This window comes from Algoriphagus ratkowskyi (genome assembly GCF_002150505.1).
GTDB lineage: Bacteria > Bacteroidota > Bacteroidia > Cytophagales > Cyclobacteriaceae > Algoriphagus > Algoriphagus ratkowskyi.
This window is the reverse complement of the sequence record NZ_MSSV01000016.1, coordinates 84,457-105,561: the sequence shown is the minus strand read 5'-3', so window position 1 is coordinate 105,561 and position 21,105 is coordinate 84,457. Positions and strand designations below refer to the sequence as shown.

At 39.5% G+C, this 21,105-nt stretch carries 17 protein-coding genes; 10 read left to right on the top strand and 7 right to left on the bottom strand.

Going from position 1 to position 21,105, the window contains the following annotated elements; all coding sequences use genetic code 11:
• Positions 1-270: 270 nt before the first annotated feature.
• The 3 genes from BVH02_RS16005 (at position 271) to BVH02_RS15995 (ending at position 3,938) form a co-directional block, all read left to right on the top strand.
• Complete coding sequence (locus tag BVH02_RS16005) at positions 271-2,946, top strand: MGH1-like glycoside hydrolase domain-containing protein (RefSeq protein ID WP_086502472.1); 2,676 nt, start codon at positions 271-273, stop codon at positions 2,944-2,946.
• Entirely contained in the window at positions 2,921-3,520 is a 600-nt protein-coding gene (locus BVH02_RS16000; RefSeq protein WP_086502532.1) for a ribonuclease HII, read from the top strand. Before BVH02_RS16005 ends, BVH02_RS16000 begins: the two co-directional genes overlap by 26 nt.
• An 88-nt stretch (positions 3,521-3,608) precedes the next feature.
• Positions 3,609-3,938 carry a DMT family transporter gene (locus tag BVH02_RS15995; protein WP_086502471.1) on the top strand — a complete coding sequence of 110 codons (330 nt, stop codon included), beginning with the start codon at positions 3,609-3,611 and terminating at the stop codon, positions 3,936-3,938.
• A 207-nt stretch (positions 3,939-4,145) separates the two neighbouring features.
• Here the strand turns inward: BVH02_RS15995 and BVH02_RS15990 are convergent, their stop codons facing one another.
• From BVH02_RS15990 to tsaD, 7 genes are all read right to left on the bottom strand, one after another.
• Positions 4,146-4,868 (bottom strand): DUF502 domain-containing protein, encoded by a 723-nt coding sequence (locus BVH02_RS15990; RefSeq protein WP_086502470.1) that lies wholly within the window; start codon positions 4,866-4,868, stop codon positions 4,146-4,148.
• A gap of 85 nt (positions 4,869-4,953) precedes the next feature.
• A complete protein-coding gene (locus BVH02_RS15985; RefSeq protein WP_086502469.1) occupies positions 4,954-5,118 on the bottom strand; it encodes a DUF1328 domain-containing protein in 165 nt (54 codons plus the stop codon).
• 242 nt (positions 5,119-5,360) lie between these two features.
• Entirely contained in the window at positions 5,361-5,795 is a 435-nt protein-coding gene (locus BVH02_RS15980) for a hypothetical protein (RefSeq protein ID WP_086502468.1), read from the bottom strand.
• A gap of 50 nt (positions 5,796-5,845) precedes the next feature.
• Positions 5,846-6,370 carry an HNH endonuclease gene (locus BVH02_RS15975; protein ID WP_086502467.1) on the bottom strand — a complete coding sequence of 175 codons (525 nt, stop codon included), beginning with the start codon at positions 6,368-6,370 and terminating at the stop codon, positions 5,846-5,848.
• Positions 6,371-6,373: 3 nt separating this feature from the next.
• Complete coding sequence (locus BVH02_RS15970) at positions 6,374-7,171, bottom strand: hypothetical protein (RefSeq protein ID WP_143244228.1); 798 nt, start codon at positions 7,169-7,171, stop codon at positions 6,374-6,376.
• Positions 7,134-7,601, bottom strand: a complete 468-nt coding sequence (gene smpB / locus BVH02_RS15965; protein WP_086502465.1) for an SsrA-binding protein SmpB — start codon at positions 7,599-7,601, stop codon at positions 7,134-7,136. The genes BVH02_RS15970 and smpB overlap by 38 nt, the downstream gene beginning before the upstream one ends.
• Positions 7,602-7,603: 2 nt before the next feature.
• The gene (tsaD, locus tag BVH02_RS15960; protein WP_086502464.1) at positions 7,604-8,617 is read right to left on the bottom strand and encodes a tRNA (adenosine(37)-N6)-threonylcarbamoyltransferase complex transferase subunit TsaD; all 1,014 of its coding nucleotides are present in this window, start codon (positions 8,615-8,617) and stop codon (positions 7,604-7,606) included.
• Here tsaD and BVH02_RS15955 point away from each other — a divergent pair.
• The 7 genes from BVH02_RS15955 (at position 8,617) to BVH02_RS15925 (ending at position 20,836) form a co-directional block, all read left to right on the top strand.
• Positions 8,617-13,215, top strand: a complete 4,599-nt coding sequence (locus BVH02_RS15955) for a translocation/assembly module TamB domain-containing protein (RefSeq protein ID WP_240507445.1) — start codon at positions 8,617-8,619, stop codon at positions 13,213-13,215. The genes tsaD and BVH02_RS15955 overlap by 1 nt on opposite strands.
• 187 nt (positions 13,216-13,402) lie before the next feature.
• Positions 13,403-14,701, top strand: a complete 1,299-nt coding sequence (locus BVH02_RS15950) for a cryptochrome/photolyase family protein (RefSeq protein ID WP_086502463.1) — start codon at positions 13,403-13,405, stop codon at positions 14,699-14,701.
• Positions 14,698-15,648, top strand: a complete 951-nt coding sequence (locus tag BVH02_RS15945) for a Smr/MutS family protein (protein WP_086502462.1) — start codon at positions 14,698-14,700, stop codon at positions 15,646-15,648. Before BVH02_RS15950 ends, BVH02_RS15945 begins: the two co-directional genes overlap by 4 nt.
• Before the next feature lie 3 nt (positions 15,649-15,651).
• A complete protein-coding gene (locus BVH02_RS15940; protein ID WP_086502461.1) occupies positions 15,652-16,485 on the top strand; it encodes a hypothetical protein in 834 nt (277 codons plus the stop codon).
• Between the two features lie 130 nt (positions 16,486-16,615).
• Positions 16,616-17,377, top strand: a complete 762-nt coding sequence (locus BVH02_RS15935) for a YoaK family protein (RefSeq protein WP_086502460.1) — start codon at positions 16,616-16,618, stop codon at positions 17,375-17,377.
• Positions 17,378-17,567: 190 nt separating this feature from the next.
• Positions 17,568-19,913 (top strand): hypothetical protein, encoded by a 2,346-nt coding sequence (locus tag BVH02_RS15930; RefSeq protein ID WP_205635744.1) that lies wholly within the window; start codon positions 17,568-17,570, stop codon positions 19,911-19,913.
• A gap of 287 nt (positions 19,914-20,200) precedes the next feature.
• Entirely contained in the window at positions 20,201-20,836 is a 636-nt protein-coding gene (locus BVH02_RS15925) for an MOSC domain-containing protein (protein WP_086502458.1), read from the top strand.
• Positions 20,837-21,105: the final 269 nt, after the last annotated feature.

The following is a 21,105-nucleotide window of genomic DNA, read 5'->3' as shown; positions in this document are numbered from 1 at the left end:
GAGATCTACAAGTGTAGATGTAAAATCTATTAAAATAATTTGAGGCAAGACTTTTTTCGTATGCTATCATCTATTCTATAATTTTTTACGAATCTTTGTGGGTTGGGAGTCGAAAAAATTCCCTTCCCACCCATTGTTCATCAATTGAACAAAAAATACGATTTGTTAGCAAGTTCAAAAAACAACTATCAGCTCGTTATGGAAGCCTATAAGTAAGGCTAACATTCATAGAAATTGATAATTTCGACGATTATCGCTAGAGAGAATTACATGTCAGCAGAAAATATACGATTACAAGAAGATAAGGATTTAACCAAGCACTGGAAGAAATGGGGACCATACCTCACTGAGAGACAATGGGGAACTGTACGAGAAGATTATAGTCCAGATGGTTCGGCATGGGAAAATGTCACCCACGATGATGCTCGTTCTAAGTCCTACCGATGGGGAGAGGAAGGAATTGGGGGTATCTCTGACAGCAAACAGAAATTCTGTTTAGCCTGGGCTTTTTGGAATGGAAAAGACCCTTTTCTTAAAGAGCGCCTCTATGGTCTGACTGGAAATCAAGGAAACCACGGTGAGGACGTGAAGGAAATCTATTATTATTTAGACTCCACTCCCACTCATAGTTACATGAAGATGCTGTATAAGTATCCTCAGGCTGAGTTTCCTTATCAGCATCTCTTGGAGGAAAATTACAAGAGAACCAAATTAGACCCTGAGTATGAGCTGATAGACACAGGACTTTTTGACGAAGACAAATACTTTGACATCTTCATCGAGTACGCCAAGCAAGATGTAGAAGACATTATTGCGGTTGCGACTATTCATAATCGAGGTCCTGAGGAAGCAAAGATCTGGGTGATGCCAACGCTTTGGTTCAGAAAAACTTGGGTGACAGGCAATGAACCTTTTATGCCTAAACTGACTAAAACCAGCGATAATACTATCAAAGCTTTTAATCCAAAGTCAGGCAACTATTCTATCACTTTTGACGGAAATCCTGACCTGAAATTTTGTGATAATGAGACCAACCGTGAAAGAATCTATCAAATCAAAAATCAGAAAAAGTATCTGAAAGATGCAATTAATGATTTTGTAGTTTCAGGTGATACTAAACACCTCAATCCAGCAAATAAAGGAACCAAAGCAGCGGCTATCTATGAGCTAACTATCCCAGCGGGAGAAAGCAGACAGGTAAAACTCCGTATGCAGCACCAAGTGGATGATAATCCTCTGGAAATTTGTGACACATGCTTAGAGCAGCGCAAAAAAGAAGCGGATGAATTCTATGCTATTCTTCAAGAAAGAGTAATTGATCAAGATTTAGTAAATATCCAACGTCAGGCTTATGCAGGCATGATGTGGTCCAAGCAGTTCTATTATTACGATGTAGAACGCTGGCTAGAAGGAGATTCGGGGCGATTCGTGCCGCCTGTAGAACGGAAAAAGGGCAGAAATAGCGGATGGAAACATCTTCAAAACTACGACATCATCTCTATGCCAGACAAGTGGGAATACCCCTGGTATGCAGCTTGGGATCTTGCTTTCCATGCCATTCCTTTGGCAAGATTAGATCCTGAATTTGCGAAGGGTCAACTGTTACTACTCTTGAATGAATGGTACATGCATCCCAACGGACAAATTCCAGCTTACGAGTGGAATTTCTCCGATGTGAATCCTCCAGTGCATGCTTGGGCTGTTCAGCGTGTTTACCAGATTGATAAAAAGGCTAACAATGGCGTTGGTGATCAGGAGTTTCTGGAGCGAGCCTTGCACAAGTTAATGCTCAACTTCACTTGGTGGGTCAATCAGAAAGATAGTGATGGCAAAAACATCTTTGAAGGTGGCTTCTTAGGACTTGATAACATATCTGTTTTTGACAGAAGTCATGCCCAGAAATATCACGGCAAACTAGAGCAGGCAGACGCTACTTCATGGATGGCAATGTTTTCTCTGAATTTGCTCCGAATTTCTTTGGATTTATGCGAGTTCAACACCGTATATCAATTCACTGCCACCAAATTCCTAGAGCACTTCCTATATATAGCTGGAGCGATGAGTAACATCTCCGATGAGCACATTTCACTTTGGGATGATGAGGATGATTTCTTCTATGATGTATTCCATATCCCAGGTCAAGATCCTAGGAAAATGAAAGTCCGCTCTATCGTAGGTTTGATACCACTTTTCGCTGTGGAACCAATACGAGAGGACCTTTTCAACAAGCTTCCTGAGTTCAAGAAACGACTGGATTTTTTCCTTAGGGAAAAGCCAAAGCTAGCAGCATTGGTCTCTAGCTGGATCCAACCTGGCTATGACAGACGCAGACTATTTTCTCTTTTGAGAGGACATAGGATGAAGAGTGTCTTGCAAAAAATGTTGGATTCTGATGAGTTTTTAAGTGATTATGGAATCAGATCTCTATCCAAATACCACGAGAAAAATCCTTACTCCATGGATATAGGAGGGGAAATTCTTACCGTAAAATATACACCAGGCGAATCAGAAACAGTGATGTTTGGTGGTAATTCCAACTGGAGAGGTCCGATTTGGTTTCCAATCAATTTCCTTCTTATCGAATCCCTTAGAAAATTTGACTTCTATTATGGAGGTGATTTCTCCATAGAATATCCAACTGGGTCTGGTAAATACATGACTATGGATATCATAGCTAAGGAGCTTTCGCTCCGTTGCATGCGTATCTTCATGAAGGATAAAAATGGTAATCGGCCTGTCTATTCTGCCAGTCATAAAAAATACCAGGAGGACCCACACTTTAAGGATTACATTCTCTTCTATGAGTATTTCCATGGGGACAGCGGAGCTGGACTAGGAGCTTCTCATCAGACAGGTTGGACTGGCCTGATTACAGAGATGATTCACAAATTTTATAAAATCAGAGAGGACAAGGATCATGATTCTAAAACCCTTTTTAGAAGCTAATCGGGTAGAAGCAGGATGCGATGAAGTCGGTCGTGGATGTCTAGCAGGGCCAGTGGTGGCTGCAGCAGTGATTTTACCTGCCGATTATACTAATCCATGGATCAATGATTCTAAGAAACTTGGAAAAAAGCAACGGGAAGATCTCATCGAAGAGATAAAAGATAAAGCACTAGCTTGGCAAATCGCTGAAGCAAGCGTAGCCGAAATCGACAAGATAAATATTCTAAATGCCTCTTTTCTTGCAATGACACGTGCGGTACAAGGTCTTGTCCACACTCCTGAACATCTGCTGATAGACGGTAATCGCTGGAAATCCAGTTTGACCATCCCTCATACCTGCGTGATTAAAGGCGATGGCAAATATGCCAGTATCGCAGCAGCCTCCATTCTAGCAAAAGTTTATCGGGACCAATTTATGGAAAGTCTCGCAATTGAATATCCAGCTTATGCCTGGGAACGTAATGCTGGCTATCCTACCAAAGCACATAGATTAGGATTAGAGCTTTCAGGTGATTGCATTTGGCATAGAAAAAGTTTCAGGTTGTTGAAGAAGCAGGTGATCATGGACTTATAATTCAATGTATTTTTATCATCTATAAGGAAATTAAGTCACATAAAAGCATCATTAGAAGCAATTGTATAGTTATTGAAAATTAAATCCTATGAACTGGATACTATTAATTATTGGGGGATTGTTTGAAGTGGGCTTTGCCTCCTGCCTAGGCAAAGCAAAGGATGCTATCGGGATGGCAGCATATGGTTGGTATGCTGGGTTTATTGTTTGTCTCACAATCAGTATGCTTTTATTAATTAAAGCTACTCAGACACTACCAATAGGGACAGCTTATGCTGTATGGACTGGTATCGGTGCTGTAGGAACAGTTTTGGTTGGAATCTTTGTTTTCAAAGAATCTGCAGAATTCTGGAGGATTTTCTTCCTTGCTACACTAGTTGGGTCAATTATCGGTTTGAAATTCGTGTCTTCTAATTGATTAGGGTCAGGGATATCAAGCATTGTCCATGGAATTTACAATCACTTTCACTGTAAATTATAAATAATGAAAATCAAGAATACTTTACATTAACCTCGTTTTTCATTAAGAAAGATAGAGAGGTATGTTGAAATTGGATTTAACAAGTTCTCTTGTAGTAATCTTACAAATAAGGTGCTTTTTAAATAATCGTAGAAATTCTATTATTTAGGAAATTGATTCTAATGGATTCAAGGTATCATCGATGAATTTATTTTTCTGAATTTCCTTTACACTTCCATCTGTTAAAATATCTGTAAGCTGCATTCCTGACAGCATATCTGCAGTACCCGTACCCATACCCATTACGGTTCTCATGGCATCTTGAGTAGTTGCTTTCAAAAAAGTTATAAGCTCCTTTGGCACATGATAAATATTACCATTTGTTGGATTTGGAGCAGTAGGTACAAAAACGGTATAGAGATGCTCACCGATCTGGTCAGTGACAAAGCCAGTCATCATAGTGCCAGACCTAAATGGATCTATTAAAACTACTTCAGAAAAGGGAAGCTTTTTCAAGCCTACAAACTGGTAGACAGTTTGATGAATTAAATTATATAGTGGGAGTTTTGCTAAATACTTCTTCTCGAAAATTTTGAAATAAACCTTACCAACTCTATTACGAACTAGCAAGCCAATTATAAAAATAAAAACACAAAGGATACCCAGGGATAACACATTTATTAACCAATGTGGATCCTCAGAACCTGGCTCTAAGATCGCACTTAATGGTGCTACTATGCCGAATATAAAGTTGAAAATGATTGATAGCAAAATCAAAATTATAGTCAGTGGAAGCAGGATCAAAAAGCCTTGCAACAAACTATCCAACACAAACCCACGTTGAGATTTATTTTTTATTTCTTCTGGGGAATTCTGTTCAGTGATCATGGGTTTGTGGAGTTTAGAAAAATCGCACAAACCAATTTGGTTTGCACGATTTATAATTAGTTGGTGGTTTTTGAATACCTCTAAATCAGACCTTTTTGACTAGGTGCATTACCAGTGAGATCACTAGCAAAACCAAGAAGATGTAGAAGATGACTTGGGCAATGGAAGCTGCTCCTGCGGCAACTCCTCCAAATCCTAAAACTGCCGCTATTAAAGCGATCACTAAGAAAATTACAATCCAGCGTAACATAGTTTATATTGGTTGATGGTTCGAATTATAATAATTCAAAATCATACCAAGTCTACAATATGCCTATGTGCGCTATAATTAGGCTGTTATAAGCTAATGAAGATGGTTTTTGGGGAATATTCACCCCAAAATAAGGAAGCTAATAGAGTGGAATTTCTGACTCTTTAAATTACCCCTCGACAACTAAGATTTTGTAGAAGATGCATACCTTGGATCCTTTTAAGTCGATATGCTTAAAAAATTTACTTTATTCTTTCGAAAACCAACTTTCCGGAACCTGGATTACTGCTGATAGGCTCCAATACCATTCTATCTTTTCCAAACTCTAAAATTTTAGCTTTCTTAGTTTTTGATCCTTCCTGAATAGTCAACACATTACTTGGACTAATCTCAATTTTAGCTCTCTTTTGTACAACTTCCTGCAGTACAAAATCTGTGTATTTAAGACTATCACCAAGCGCAAAAACATAAACGGTATTTTCCAATCTATTTTGGATCTTGTACTCCATCCCTTCCCGCAAGGATGAATCTGCATTTCGGTACTGCGGAGAATTTCTCAACTGATCCATAGCATCAAAATGCACTAATTGCCAAGTTCCTATAAGTTGCTGAAATTTAATTTGACTAGTCTGAAGAATAAAAGCCAGTAAAAGAGAAGGAATAATCGAAAGATACATGCTCCTTCAAAGGCAATTATTTTGCCACAATAGCTAAAGGATTTAAGAATTCAAATTTCAAACTTGAGATTCTCCTGCTTGCTATGCAAATATGGCAACCATTCCTCAGCTTGCCTCTCGGCATACTCAGATAAAAAATAGGCTAAAGATGGCTTAAAAGGCTTGGTCTGAATTGTAAGTCCAACTTGTTCGGGACTTTTATCTCCCTTGATCACATTGCATCGATGGCATGCTGTGGTCAAATTAGTCCAATTGGATTTTCCTCCTTTAGATCGAGGTATTAAATGATCTATAGTCAGTTGCCTTTTGCTACCACAGTACTGGCACTCCCCTCTATCTCTTCTGAAGAGATTTATTCGATTGAGCATTACTCCACGATAAGGGATATTTTTATAATTGTTTAGACAAATCACCGCTGGATATTCAAAGCTGCGGCTAACCGTACGGATTTGCAGTAGGTCATATACTGAAAGACAATTTGCTTTATCCAATAGAAGTAGAACGATGGCTTTTTGCGGAGAAACGACCGCCACGGGAGAATGATCTAAATTCAATACCAACACCCGCTTTTCCATAATTTAATTTATTATTGACCGTGTCTCTAGCTCTGCATGATTATCCTTGCTATTCCAGATGATGGTTTCCCATTCGCTGAGATATGAAACTCTTAGTCTGTTATCCATCCACAATACTTCTTCAGCTCCAAGATACAAGGCGTATTTCACATGTTTTCTTTCTAACTCCTTGAAAATAAACAAATCACCAGGTAAAATGAGTTCAGAGTCAATTTTTCTCCCAAGTATATCTCCAGACTTCCAAGAATAACCTGCAATATTAAAAATCAACTCAAATCCCTGAATTTCATCCATCCCAAAAAGGCTTCTACCTCCCGACTGAAAGGGGGAATTAACAAATTTGGAAGCAATATCTATCAACTGAGCTCTATCAGCTTTCACTACATGACTGCGCACCGAGCCAGTAAAACCAATGTGGTCTTGCCAATTAAACAGTTCTAAGTCGGAGAAATGAAGCCTACTCCCAGGAAGGAGATACAAATTTGTACTTTGATACTCTATAGCAGCGACAGGACTTGTTACGATTTGAAAGTCTGTGTTGAGATATTTGTAATAGTCACCTGCGGGAATTTCTTTTAACGACTGAGTAGTAATCCAGCCTTGTAAACCAGTGCCTTCATGAAATATTTTGAACCACTGCTGATCCGAGGTCATCGCTATCGTCTGATAGCATTCCCCAAAAAGTAATTGAGTCACCAGTGCGGAGTCAAATGTAGGTCTGAGATAAAGAGGTAATAATGTTTGCCTACAGATCCCAAAAGCGTCAATCAAAGGCCATTCGCTGGATTTCTCTTTTTGCATCTTTTTCCTTCAGATCCTGTCTTTTATCGTGTGATTTCTTTCCTCGACCCAGTGCAATTTCCATTTTTGCCATTCCTCGGTCATTGATAAATATACGGACAGGAATAATAGTTAAACCCTTTTCCTGAGACTTAGTTTCAAGTTTTTCTAACTCTCTTTTGCTCAGCAACAATTTCCTATCTCGAATCGCGATGTGATTATAACTGGCTGCCATAGAATAAGGTGCGATATGCAACTGTCGCACAAAGAGTTCTCCATCTAAGAAAATGCAAAAAGACTCTGTTAGTGATACTTTCGACTCGCGTATAGACTTGATCTCCGTGCCCTTCAGCACCATTCCTGCGACATAGGTATCTATGAACTCAAACTCAAAGCGAGCTTTTCTATTTTTTAAATTGATGACTTTGTCAAATTTATTATCCTTAGCCATGCTTAGATTTTCATTTTTGCGAGAGGAGTCACGTCCATTGACGAAAAATCTCCTTTCAGATATTTGTAATGTGCTGCCATGGCTATCATGGCGGCGTTATCTGTACAGTATTCAAATTTTGGTATGTACAAGTTCCAGCCTTTTTGCGCAGCAAGCTGAGTTAAGGTTTCTCTCAATCCAGAATTGGCCGAAACACCTCCAGCAATTGCAATTTCATTCACCCCAAACTGCTTCACAGCAACTTTAAGTTTGATCAGCAACATCTCCACTAACGAATATTGTATGCTGGCGCAAAGATCAGCTAAATTCTCCTTAATAAAATTAGGGTTGTCCTTCAATTGATCACGAAGAAAATAAAGAACAGCAGTTTTTATTCCGCTAAACGAGTAGTGTAATTCTGGCATTCGGGTGATGGGAAATTTAAATGCATGCGGGTTCCCTTCCATCGCATACTTGTCAATAAGCGGACCACCTGGGTAAGGTAGGCCTAATAACTTTGCCGTTTTATCAAAAGCTTCTCCTACTGCATCATCTTGTGTCCCTCCTACCACTTCCATATCCAGATGATCTCTCACCAGCACCAACTGCGTGTGCCCACCACTCACTGTCAAGCAGATAAACGGAAAATTTGGTTTGGGATCCTCAATGAAGTGTGCCAAAATATGCGCATTCATGTGATTCACCTCGATTAAAGGAATGTTTCGAGCAAAGGCAAAAGCTTTGGCAAAGCTCACTCCTACCAGCAAAGAACCCATCAGCCCTGGACCTCGGGTGAAAGCAACAGCTGAAAGTTGATCTTTTGAAATTCCAGAGGTCAAAATTGCCTCCTGAACAACTGGGATCAGGTTTTCTTGATGCGCACGCGAAGCAAGTTCGGGAACTACACCGCCATATTTTTCGTGAACCGATTGCGTAGCGACAATATTATTAAGTACTTTGCCATCAGCAATTACTGCGGCAGAGGTCTCGTCGCACGAGGATTCAATTGCTAAAATTATAATATTGTTTATACCCATTGGAAAAGAACGCAAAAGTTACGGATTTTTTGCACAAAGCGTTACGGTTACTTCTATGGATGGTCTTTTCGCTGGTCATGCTTTTCATAGTTGTGGCTCTGAGTCTTCAAATCACTTGGGTTCAAAATAAGGTAATCAATACAGTTACAGGCATTCTTAACAATAATTCTGAATTCTATACTGAAATCGGCAGGATCGAACTTACCTGGTGGGATGCCCTTGCATTGGATAACGTTATTATCCGAGATCATCATGATAGTCTCATGATCGCTGCCAAAAAGATCAATGTCGACTTTGAATTACTCGCTCTAGTTCCCCCTGGGATCACTACCATCAATGCGGTGCGCATGGAGAATGCCAAGTTGCATATGCTCACCCACGAAGGTGATTCTGCGATGAACATCAATCTCTGGATTGAGGAATTGGCGAAAACGTTCAGTTCGAAAAGCAAAAGCGCTAGTCCAACCCAGTTTCAGATAAACTCAGTAGAGCTGAGAAACTCTGAAATCTTTATGGTGAATGACATCACAGATGCAATTACCAAAGGTTTAAATTACAATAGGCTAAGGTTTTCTGACATCACTTTAAATGCAAAAGACTTTTACCTAGACGGACCAGAGATAGGAATTAACGTAACAATGCTAACGGGAACCGAACTGACTTCTGGTTTTGATATCATAGAGCTTAAAACTAACATGACCTATGCTCCTGATTTTATGGAGTTTGACAAGCTCAGTCTGAAGTCAGTCAATAGCCATATCAAGAATTTTTTACGCTTCGAATATGCAACACCTGCCGCATTTGCCAATTTTGTAGAAGAAGTTGTCATCATCACCAACTTGGATGAAACCAAACTTGATCTCCAAGATCTTAAACTTTTTGCTCCGGCTCTCCCAGATATTAATGATGAAATCTACCTATCAGGAAAAGTAGCAGGGCCAGTTTCTGATTTGCGCTCAGAAGAACTGCTGTTACGGCTTGGAGAAAAAACCGCGATTTTCGGAGCATTTAGATTGGACGGCTTGCCAAATATCAAAGAGACATACATCAATCTGTCTCTGAAAAACTCTACGATTATCTCCAAAGATCTAGCGCCCTACCTGCCTGAAGACATCTCCAAACAAATTAACAAATTCAACACTATCCGGCTCACAGCGGATTTTGCAGGCTATGTAAACAGATTCGATACGAACGGGGAATTTAAAACCTCCATTGGCAATATCACAGGTAGAGTGAATTTCGATGTGGTCGATGGCTTACCTAAAACTGTTTCAAATATCAGCACACAGAATCTTGACCTCGGCGTAATTGCTGAAAACAGAGATTTATTTCAAAAAATCACTTTGAAAGGACGCGTAAATACAACAGGTAATACTCTCGAAAATTTGCTGATAGACGTGGACGCGAACGTTTCGAGCTTTGGCGTGAATAACTATGTGTACACAAATATAAAAACAGATGCTACTTACGGATTAGATTTATTTAGGGGAAATCTAGCTATAAATGATCCCAATCTTAAAATTAAAGCGAATGGAGAACTAAACCTCCGTGAATCCACAGATTCAGTACGCATGAGTCTTCAAATCGACACGGCCTTCCTTGATCAATTAAATCTTACAGACAAGGCGACCTTCATCAGTGGAAATCTGGATATCGATGTGAAAGGAATAGAAATTGATGACATTCAAGGAATTGCAAGATTCCGAAACATCCAAGTTGGTTATGAAGGCAGATTTTTAGACGTGGGAAATTTCAATTTTCAGTCACTTTTTGCCGGTGGCACTCGCACGATGTCCGTTAATTCTGATTACCTAGTTGCGGCAGCATCTGGTCAATTTAACCTCGAACAAATGGGTCGGGATTTGGATATTCTGCTTCAACAATACGTCGCTATAGTCCTCAATGAGGAACAGCCCATCGCTGATCTCGAACGGAATTTCTCAGAGATTTACAACCTCGATCTTAACCTCCGCCTGATCAATATCAATCCAATTTTACAGCTGTTTGAGCCTGATCTGAGTCTATCCAGAAATATGATTCTTGAAGGTGCATTCTACCAGACTAAAGAAAATACTGTCTTTAACTTTTTCACCAGTATTGATACGCTAAAATTTAAAAACAACACCGCTCAAAAGGTCAATATTGACTTCAATACATCCAAGCTAATTAATAGCCCAGATATCTTGGCTTCCTTTTACGTCTTTTCCAAAACACAGGATCTTGGCAAATCTATTCAGTTTACCAACTTTGGTTTTGAGGCAATTTGGGACAGGGATGAAATGGATATCGACTTCACTTTGGATCAAGACTCCACTGAAAGTTCAGCTAGAATCAATGCTACTGCTCGCTTTGCCTCACTGAATACGCAGCTCGCTTTTGCTCCATCCTCCCTGAAAGTACTTGACAGGGAATGGAAATTTGATTCTCTCAACCTGATTACTATCACGCCAGGATTGATCCAAGTGGATAGCCTTAAGCTTTTCAATGAAAATCAATCTATTTCTCTTCAGGGAAAGGCCAGTGCACAACCCGACGATCAACTGAATCTGACAGTGAACAATGTAAATATTGATCTACTTAATACACTTTTCCCTCAGGACTTTGACGGCACAGCAAACGGCTTAATCTCTGTGAATCACCTGCTGGAAAATGCGACTTTACAGGGTGAATTTACACTTAGTGAGTTTTCAATAAATAAATTCCCCATAGGAGACATGAGCGCCAAAGCTGAATTGGATTTGGAAAGACTAAACCTCTCACTGACGAATGTAAATCAAGGTAAAAAGACTATTGACCTAAATGGGTACATGTTGGTGGAAAATCAGGAGCTGAACATGCAAGCCTCTCTAAATGACGCAAGTCTGGTGATTCTAGAGCCATTTTTATCTAACTATGTTTCCAATATGGGTGGGACTATTGCTGGTAAAATGGACTTGACTGGCACAATGTCAAATCCTCAGATTGATGGAATCGGTAAATTGAACAACGGAAAACTCACCGTAAATTATCTTAAAACCTCTTACCTTCTTAATGGAAATATCCTCTTCAAACCCAATCAAGTCAGCCTTCAACAGCTCGTATTAAGTGACATATTTGGAAATAGAGCAACTCTTACCGGTGGAATAAATCATCAGGGATTTAAGAATATACGCTTGGACATCCGAGCAAATCTGAACAACCTCCAAGTGATGAACACCACTGACAAGGACAATGAGACTTTTTATGGGACAGCTTTCGTCACCGGAACAGCCGAGGTAGTAGGTACTACCAAAAACATGGATATTAATGCGAGAGTAACAAGCCAACCGAACACGAGTATCTATATCCCTCTACGAAATAGCAGTACTCAGGCTCAAGAGGATTTTATCCACATGATCAATATTCAAGACACCGTGCGGATCAAGCAAATCGCTGAGGAAATCAATAGACTGGAAATAGAGAATGTAAGAATGAATTTTGTTTTAGATATCACGCCTGATGCCTATGCAGAGATTATCATTGACCCACAAACAGAAGAAGGGATCTCTGGAAGAGGCCGTGGAATATTAACCCTAAATATTGATACACAGGGGAATTTTACGCTGAATGGTACTTACGAAATCACTGAAGGGATGTATAATTTCTCCCTTTACAATGTGCTGAAAAAACAATTCAGCATAAAGCCAGGCGGTCGAATCTCATGGTATGGTGACCCCTACACAGGCATAATGGACATTTCGGCAGAATACACAGAAAGTGTTTCATTGCAGCCACTTCTTGCTTCAACGATAACTGCAGACACCCAAAACTCCAGCCGTAGGTACCCTGTCAAAGTATTGTTGAATTTGGATGGTCAGCTACTATCACCTCTCATTAGTTTTGGTTTTGATTTTACCGAATTCCCTTCCAGCGGAGAAGCACAAACGACCATTTCTTCCTTCCAGAATAAAGTCGCAAATGATGAGCAGGAGATGAACCGACAAGTGTTTTCGGTAATTATGACCCGATCATTCTCCCCAGAAGGACAATTCTCCGGGGTATCCAATATCTCCTCAAGTTTGGGTCAATTGCTTTCTTCTCAACTGAATAGCTTCCTCGGCCAGGTGGATAAAAATCTTGAAGTAGATCTTGATGTAGCAAGTTTGGATCAAAATGCCTTGGAAACCTTCCAGCTAAGCGTTGCATACACTTTCCTTGATGGTCGCCTGCGTGTGTCACGAGACGGTGGTTTCACCAATAATCAGGGCAATACCAGTACATCCTCCATCATCGGAGATTGGCAAGCCGAATACATGCTCACTGAAGACGGCGTGTATAGAATTCGAATTTTTAACCGTAATAATTACAATACATTTACCTCGCTCTCTCTTTCAGAAAATGTCTCAACCTACGGCGTTTCGGTATCCCAAAGTGTATCTTTCAATTCATTTTCGGAGCTTTTCAGCAAAATCACCAGGAAGAAAAAAGACAAATTGATCATCAACGATCAAGATGATTTCTTGAGATATCAGTTAGAAAACAAGGAATGGAAACCGATTGAGCTGGACAACATGGAGGAAAGACTAGACTCTTTGGATAAGGAGAGAAAGATCAGATTGATGAACGACTGGAGTTTTTAAAACGATTTTCGCAGATTGACGGGGAAAAAACTGCTGATTTGCGCTGATTATGTTTGTTGGAATTGGTCGGCATGAAATCTGCGAACTTCTGCGCTCCTTATCTTCGTATATCCATGTGAAAACATGTCTAAATAAAAAACTCTAAACAATCCCTTCACGTTTTCGATTGATTACACAAAAACTACTCATGAAAAAAGTTAGCATTTTTTGGTTTCGGAGAGATCTACGTTTAGATGATAATCATGGATTATTTGAGGCTTTGAAGGACAATGAAAATGTACTTCCACTTTTCATTTTCGACAAAAACATACTCGACAAGCTGGAAAATAAAGCAGATGCCCGAGTCGAATTCATCCACGATCAAGTCAGCAAAATTCATCAGGAATTATCAAAAAAAGGAAGCTCAATCCTAGTCAAATACGGTGAACCGGAAGCGATTTTTACAGAACTCAGCAATGATTTCGAAATCCAATCTGTGCACACCAATCGAGATTACGAACCGTACGCAAATGATCGGGATGAGAAAGTAGCTAAGTTGCTCAATAAGAAAGATATTCAGCTGCATCTCTACAAGGATCAGATGATCTTCGAGCCTGGAGAAATCCTGAATGGATCAGGGGAATTCTATAAAGTCTTCACTCCTTTTAGCAAGGTATGGCTGAGTAAGTTTGATCCAGAAAAAATCAAAGACTTCAAACCCATGCATTGGAAAAACCTTTTTCAAAGTCATTCATTGGAGATTATTCAGTTGGAAGAAATGGGTTTTAAGAAAAGTGAGATTTCCATCCCATCCAAAACTGCTAACGAGGAAGTAATCTCAAATTACCATGAAACCCGTGATTTTCCAGCGAAAAATGGGACTTCAAGACTGGGTATTCACCTACGCTTTGGTACAATTTCTATTCGAAAACTTGCAGTGAAAGCTTCCGAACTCAATGCTACTTTCCTCAATGAATTGATCTGGCGAGAGTTTTATATGATGATCCTGGCATACAATCCACAAGTGGTGGATAAGGCTTTCAAACCCGCCTATGACCAAATTCCCTGGAGAAATGACGAGGAGGAATTTGCCGCTTGGTGCGAAGGAATGACGGGCTACCCCATCGTAGATGCCGGCATGAGGGAACTCAACGAGACTGGCTATATGCACAATCGCGTGAGAATGGTCGTGGCTTCTTTTCTCACAAAGCACTTGCTGATCGATTGGCGCTGGGGAGAAACATACTTTGCTGAGAAGTTACTGGACTATGAATTGTCTTCAAATAATGGAGGATGGCAGTGGGCAGCTGGCACCGGCACTGATGCCCAACCTTACTTTCGGGTGTTCAATCCTACCTCGCAACAGGAGAAATTTGACAAGAATTGGAAGTACATCAAAAAATGGATTCTTGAAATAAACTCGGATAAGTACCCAAAACCGATCGTAGATCATAAATTTGCAAGGCAACGTGCAATCAATACCTACAAATCAGCCCTGAATCAATGAATATCGGAGACCGAGTAAGACTACTACATGGAAATGAAGAAGGAATTATCCGCAAAATTTCCTCCAGTGGTAGAATGCAGATAGAAATCGAGGATGGATTTATTATCCCCGCATTGAAGTCAGAATTAGTGCTGATCCACGAAGCCGAAAAGCAGTATTTTGGAGAAAAGCCAGTGGAAGAGAAAGAAATCGACACTCCTATTCCTATATCAGGCCCAAAAGATCAGGGATTGTATCTAGCCTTTCTTCCTATCAACGATCAAAGTCTCAGCCTATATCTGATCAACGACAGCCGTCAGCCCTACTTGGCGCATGCATCAGAAGTCTTTGGCACAAATCAACGTACCCTTCTGGCTGCCACACTAAATCCTGGTGAAGCAAAGAAATTTGACGACAGAATGTTGAAGGAAATGGATGAGTGGCCAGCATTCTTACTGCGCTTTATCCCGATTCATAACACACTGGAGAAAGCAATTCCTGCTTTTGAGCGTCAACTGAAGATGAAACCTACGCAGTTCTTCAAGCATTTGAGCAAAGCACCTCGCTTGGATAAAACCGCTTACATATTTCACCTAGAGCAAGCCACCAAAGAGCTCGATATCCGTGCGCTGAATCAGGAACTGGATGAAATCAGACCAAAGTCAGAATCTTCAAAGGCTGTGAAACCTTCCAGATCGATTGATCTGCATATAGAAAAGCTTGCGACAGATCCCAAAGGAATGAGCAATTCTGAAATGCTGAGAGTACAATTGGAGTCTTTTGAGAGAAATCTGGATCAAGCCATGGCTTCCGGTATGGACGAAATCACCTTTATTCATGGTATAGGTAATGGTGTGCTGCGCAAAGAAATCCACAAGCGTCTCAGTCAACTCCAAAATATTAAGTACTTTCAGGATACGCAAAAAGATCAGTGGGGCTACGGCGCGACACTGGTCAGAATCTCCTAATCTATGCAGGCAAAGGTATCCCCTGTCTTTCAGCTTTTTGAGTTACAGCACCAAGAGGCGAAGGCAATTTTCCTGACTTTGGGAAAACAAATCAAGTCAAAAAAGGCAATAGAACTTCTTGGTAAAATGGAATTCCTGGAGCTATATGCTGACTTGATGGCTAAAGTTCACTTTGAAATCGAGGGTCTAAATTTCGATATTTTCAAGGATTTCAAAGATCTGAAGAGGAGCTTACGGAAAATCCATCATTTCAAATTGGCAGAGAAAAGCCTGAATGATCGCGAGCTGAAACTGGGAGTAAAATTCAATGGCTATAGAATTCATCTCGATAAATACAAAAAGCAACTGTATACCGAAGCCTTTGACCTGATCGTCGGAAGTACGCTCAAAAGCTGGGAAAATTTCCATGATAAGGCAAAGAATGCCAGTCGTGGAATCAAACCACTTGGAATTAACACTGCTGTAAATCAAATCATCCAAGAGGAATTAGATTTTTTTCAACTGGACAAAAAAGGAGCTATGGACAGCAAAGCTCTTAAAGATACTTTTGAAGGACTGCGGACGATTATCATGCTTGAAAACTTGCTTATTCATCTTGGCTTTAATTCCATATTTATCTCCACGATACATCAAGACATTGCCGAGTTAAAAGACAACCTCAAGCCCTGGTACTCTAATCAGCTTTCGCTTCAATCCCTCACACATTTTCTGAGAGATAAGCCCGAAGCTGGCAAAAAATACCTGGATTGGCTGAAGGAACTCAAAGAACATAAAACTAGCCTTGCCTCCCAAGCCGAGAAGCAGGCACTTCTGTTGTTTGAGAAGATTTTGGGTTGAGGGAATAGGTGGGATAAGGTGATTCAATCATTGATAGCTCTTATCACTTTACATGGTGGATAAGTGCTATAGAATTAAAAATTATTGCGTTACACCGTACTTTGAGAAAAACAAAGCAACAAATTTCTGAATGTTTAGACATCAAGGCAAAAGCAGAACTGCTAAACATAATCTGCAAATCGCTACCATTTTATCGCTTGTAGCTGGTATCGTTAATGTCACGGGCTTTTTAGCGTTTCAACAGTTAACTACTAACGTAACCGGACATTTTGCGCTGTTTATTTACGATGTCGCAAGCTTTAATTTTTGGAAAGGGACAATCTATTTCCTCTACATTCTCTCCTTTCTCTTCGGCTCATTTTCATCCAGCTTTCTGATCGAGAAGTTCAAAGAAAATGGAAAACTCAACGTTTTTGTGTTACCCACTGTCATTGAAAGTTTAATCTTGATTTCAATCCCCCTACTAGGTTATTTCATTACCATAGAATATCCTGACCTTATCATCTGTTTGTTGCTCTTCGCAATGGGATTACAAAACTCTTTTGTAACAAAAATCTCCAATGCCATAGTTAGAACAACACACCTTACAGGACTTTTTACGGATTTGGGAATTGATATTTCCCAATTATTTTTCCCAAAATCATATCCTAAAAGAGAAAAACTGAAAGCGAATATCAGATTACGAATTTATATTATCTCCTTTTTCTTCTTAGGCGGGCTAATTGGTGGTTTTCTGTATTCCAAAGCTGATTGGAAATTGAACACCTTGATAGTTGCAGCTCTAATTCTGTTGATGAGTTTATTTTACGATGATCTTAGATATAGATTGATACTAGCTAAAAGGAAGTACAGGCAAAGGAAAAAACCTGCGTGTAACTTTTCCAAAGTTTAGAACTTTGGAAAAGTTTACCGACCTATTCCATAGAACAAGTCCTGCTTTTGGAGAAGAAAAACAATTCGAATCCTGGCGAAATTTAAGTTTTTAGTGAAATTATGATGATGTACTTTTCCAAAGCCTTTGCAAGTTAAGAGGCTCTATGTGCACATTATAAATTTTGTAATTATGCACAAATTAAGATAGTTTGAAACCTCAACAACAACAGAATCCCAACCTATTTAACATCATGAATGGTAATTTTCCCATTAAAAAAAGACTGGCAAGAATTATAGTTTTACTGCTGATTGCATTTTCATTTTACACTTGTTCAAATGAAAAGAACGCAAGTTTTACTACCGAGTATTTCAAAATAGAAATCAATGCTAATGGCTTTATCACTAGCATGATGGATATCACGAAAGAACCCTATCGAGAATTTAGCCCTTTGGAGAAACCATCGCCACTTATGCAGCTTTATGATGGGAAAAAGAAAGAATACCATGAACCTGTAAGTTCGACATTTAGTAAATCTGACAACTCGATTTCACTTAAGTATTCCAACGGTTCAGTTGCTAAAATCCTTTTGTCTTCTGAGGAAAAATACCTAAAATTCACACTTGAGTCTCTTAGTCCACGAAATGGAATTGATGGCATTCAATGGGGTCCCTATCACACGAATATCACAAAACTATTTGGAGAAATCATTGGAGTTGCTCGAGACACAAGTGAACTGGTCAATTATGCCATTGGTATGCTTGCGCTCGATGACAATACGATTGGAGGCACTTCTGAAACTATAGCCGACGCAGCGCCTTTTCAGTATATAATTCATTCGCCTGACCCAGAATTCTACCCACTCCCGGAATCTTTGCATGAGGGTCAAATTTTCACGCTCGGAGGAGATGGAATCAGCGATGTGGCCTTTTACGCACATAAAGAACCCTACTATAGAATCATGTATGGCAACTCTGCGGTAGTCGATGAAAAAGGCCAGGTTTCTATTAATTACCACTCCAGAGACAGGACATTTGAAAGAGAGGTTTATTACTCTCTTATTCCCAATATGGCAGCCAATACACCAAATCACCTGCAAGTTCAGCCATTACCTGGGATAGATTATATAGGTTCATCCATTGCACTCTGGGGCAGCGCAGATAGCAGTGCATTGCTGGATGTTATTCAGGAGATTGTATTGAAAGAGGGATTACCCTATCCCACGATTGATGGGAAATGGGTGAAAGATCCTAGCGCCTTTGTGCCGGATGCCTTTGCCAGTGGAAACTTAAATGATAGTATAATATCTTATGCAGCTAGGTTGGGTTTTAAGGCGATTAGTCTTTACGACCAAGGTTTTCTAAAGCCAGACCGAGGAAATGAAGGGTATATAGACGGGAAAGATTTCGCCCAAAAACCGATAAAATTAACCGCTGGAAATAAATCACATAAGGAGTTTGCGGAGATGGCTGCAAAACATGGGATCACCATCGGAAGAACTCCGATAACCAATGCGCTGGCTCCTGGTACTAAAGACGCAAGCCCCATACCTAGTGACAGTGTGTGGTATCAGCAAAAACGCTTACTCACAAATAGTATTAGTCCAAGCGACACGATAATTTTCGTGGATAATCCGAGACACTTAGAAGAAATAGCCAGTTGGGAAGGACATGCCGAGAGCCTAAATATGATTAAAATCGGTAAGGAGTTAATTCATTATTTAGGAGTTTCCGAAGAAGAACCTTACAGACTTTTGAATGTAAAACGCGGATACTGGGGAACAACAGCTGCTAGCCATCAAACCAATGACACTATTTATAAGCTTCAAGTTACACTGAATTATGGCTATGATGGGTTAATTCCCAATATGCAGCTTCAGGACAAAATCGCCGAATACTATGCCGATGTTAGTTTCATTAACGGGCTCGGTTATTATGATTTTGATGGGCAAGAATTTTTGTTTAATAATGGACATGGCTATTATTCGGCGAAGCGTTTTTTTCGCAAGATGTTTGAACGGGCTGAAGAACTTGGTATTCCTCCTATTCGTTTTACAGGTGCCACCTTATCGGAAGGTTCATGGCATTATCAAAGTATCTGGAATGTGGGTGGTGGCAAAAATCTCTATGATGTCGAAACACGTGAATGGGGTAGCACCACAAGCCAGGGCAAAGACCTTAGAGATGTTACTTTTGCCAATTTTTTCCCGGTAGGCATGGGAGCAAATTTCGCTATTAATGCTCAATCAACAGCTGAACAATACGAACATATACAAGCTATATCTGTTGGTCTTGGAACGACGTACAGCCTGATTCTGAATCAAAAGGATGTGGAAAGTTGTCCTGAGAAAGAGGCTATTTTCAAAACAATTAGGACTTGGGAAGATGCACGTGCAGCTAATGCCTTTCCACAAAGTATAAAAAAACTACTAGCTGATCCTAAAAGAAATTGGAGCTTGAAAGAAGGTCAAAACAAGTATTCTTGGATTTTAAATGACTTGAAAGAGGGGAAAACCGTCAATACAATCAATTTAAAAGCAGAAATAACAACTAGATAATATAGCAAACCCCGTACACCGCATATGATTTTATTTACTTATTGTGTGCTGCTACCAGGCGATTTAAAATTTTGAAACTCAATAACTGATGAGTCGAAAAAATTCTCATAATCAATGATTGACAAGTTAATGATTTGAAAAACTCTAAATTCAAACTAAGCAATTTTAACTGAACTGAATACCTATTTTCACTATAAGTCTTACTGATATTATCCGAATATTGGTCTTGATTCTAATAGAAGTTTGCGAAGCATTAACCAATAATCATCGAGCTTAAAAAAAAGTTTATGAAAATCATTTCTACCAATATTGGAAAGCCTACCAGCTTTATCTGGAATGGAAAAGAAGAAACAACCGGGATTTATAAAACACCTACAGGCAAGCCCATTTACTTAACAAAAAACGATGTCATCAACGATGAGGTATCCAACAGACTAAATCATGGAGGATATTACAAAGCCTGCTACATCTTTTCTGCAGAGCAATATCCGTATTGGAAACAGCTATACCCAGATTTAGATTGGTCTTGGGGCATGTTTGGAGAAAACCTGACAGTTTCAGGTTTTGACGAAACAGCAGTTTACCTCGGTGATATTTATAAAGTAGGCGAAACCTTGGTACAGATCTCTCAATATCGTGAACCTTGTTATAAATTCGGTTATAAGTTTGGGACACAACATGTCATCAAGCAATTTATCCAACATGGCTTTGGTGGGACCTATCTCAGTATTTTAGAAGATGGTTATGTGGACGTTAATGATGAATTTATTCTAGTTGAGCGACCTGAGAATAGTATCTCAGTAGCCGATTTATTCCAATTGGTTTTTGCTAAAGATAAAAATCAAGAGCTCTTGAAAATCGCTGCAAGCAGCAAAGCTATCCCTCCAAAAAAGAGATTTTTATTGAGTTCATATATCAAGTAAGAAGGAGATTTATTCGATTCATTTTCAAGCATTCCTCTATAAATTAATACCATCAATACTTTTAAAATGGCTTAAATCAACATTCCCTACAAACAGGCAACTATGAGATATACTTTGGCACATATCTTTATGAGCTTATGCTATTTAGATTTAACTATTTTTTGAAAGCAAATAGCAGTTTGGATATGTATCCAAACTGCTATTCTATTTATTAAGTATCTTACTATTGTAAAAGAAGGTTCGAGTTAATCCCTTTCTATTTTTTTATA

Bases quoted from the DNA above. Each gene is read 5' to 3' on its own strand.
- BVH02_RS16005 (WP_086502472.1), top strand. From the start codon at position 271: ATGTCAGCAGAAAATATACGATTACAAGAAGATAAGGATTTAACCAAG.
- BVH02_RS15995 (WP_086502471.1), top strand. From the start codon at position 3,609: ATGAACTGGATACTATTAATTATTGGGGGATTGTTTGAAGTGGGCTTT.
- BVH02_RS15990 (WP_086502470.1), bottom strand. From the start codon at position 4,868: ATGATCACTGAACAGAATTCCCCAGAAGAAATAAAAAATAAATCTCAA.
- BVH02_RS15985 (WP_086502469.1), bottom strand. From the start codon at position 5,118: ATGTTACGCTGGATTGTAATTTTCTTAGTGATCGCTTTAATAGCGGCA.
- BVH02_RS15980 (WP_086502468.1), bottom strand. From the start codon at position 5,795: ATGTATCTTTCGATTATTCCTTCTCTTTTACTGGCTTTTATTCTTCAG.
- BVH02_RS15975 (WP_086502467.1), bottom strand. From the start codon at position 6,370: ATGGAAAAGCGGGTGTTGGTATTGAATTTAGATCATTCTCCCGTGGCG.
- BVH02_RS15970 (WP_143244228.1), bottom strand. From the start codon at position 7,171: ATGCAAAAAGAGAAATCCAGCGAATGGCCTTTGATTGACGCTTTTGGG.
- smpB (WP_086502465.1), bottom strand. From the start codon at position 7,601: ATGGCTAAGGATAATAAATTTGACAAAGTCATCAATTTAAAAAATAGA.
- tsaD (WP_086502464.1), bottom strand. From the start codon at position 8,617: ATGGGTATAAACAATATTATAATTTTAGCAATTGAATCCTCGTGCGAC.
- BVH02_RS15950 (WP_086502463.1), top strand. From the start codon at position 13,403: ATGAAAAAAGTTAGCATTTTTTGGTTTCGGAGAGATCTACGTTTAGAT.
- BVH02_RS15945 (WP_086502462.1), top strand. From the start codon at position 14,698: ATGAATATCGGAGACCGAGTAAGACTACTACATGGAAATGAAGAAGGA.
- BVH02_RS15940 (WP_086502461.1), top strand. From the start codon at position 15,652: ATGCAGGCAAAGGTATCCCCTGTCTTTCAGCTTTTTGAGTTACAGCAC.
- BVH02_RS15935 (WP_086502460.1), top strand. From the start codon at position 16,616: ATGTTTAGACATCAAGGCAAAAGCAGAACTGCTAAACATAATCTGCAA.
- BVH02_RS15925 (WP_086502458.1), top strand. From the start codon at position 20,201: ATGAAAATCATTTCTACCAATATTGGAAAGCCTACCAGCTTTATCTGG.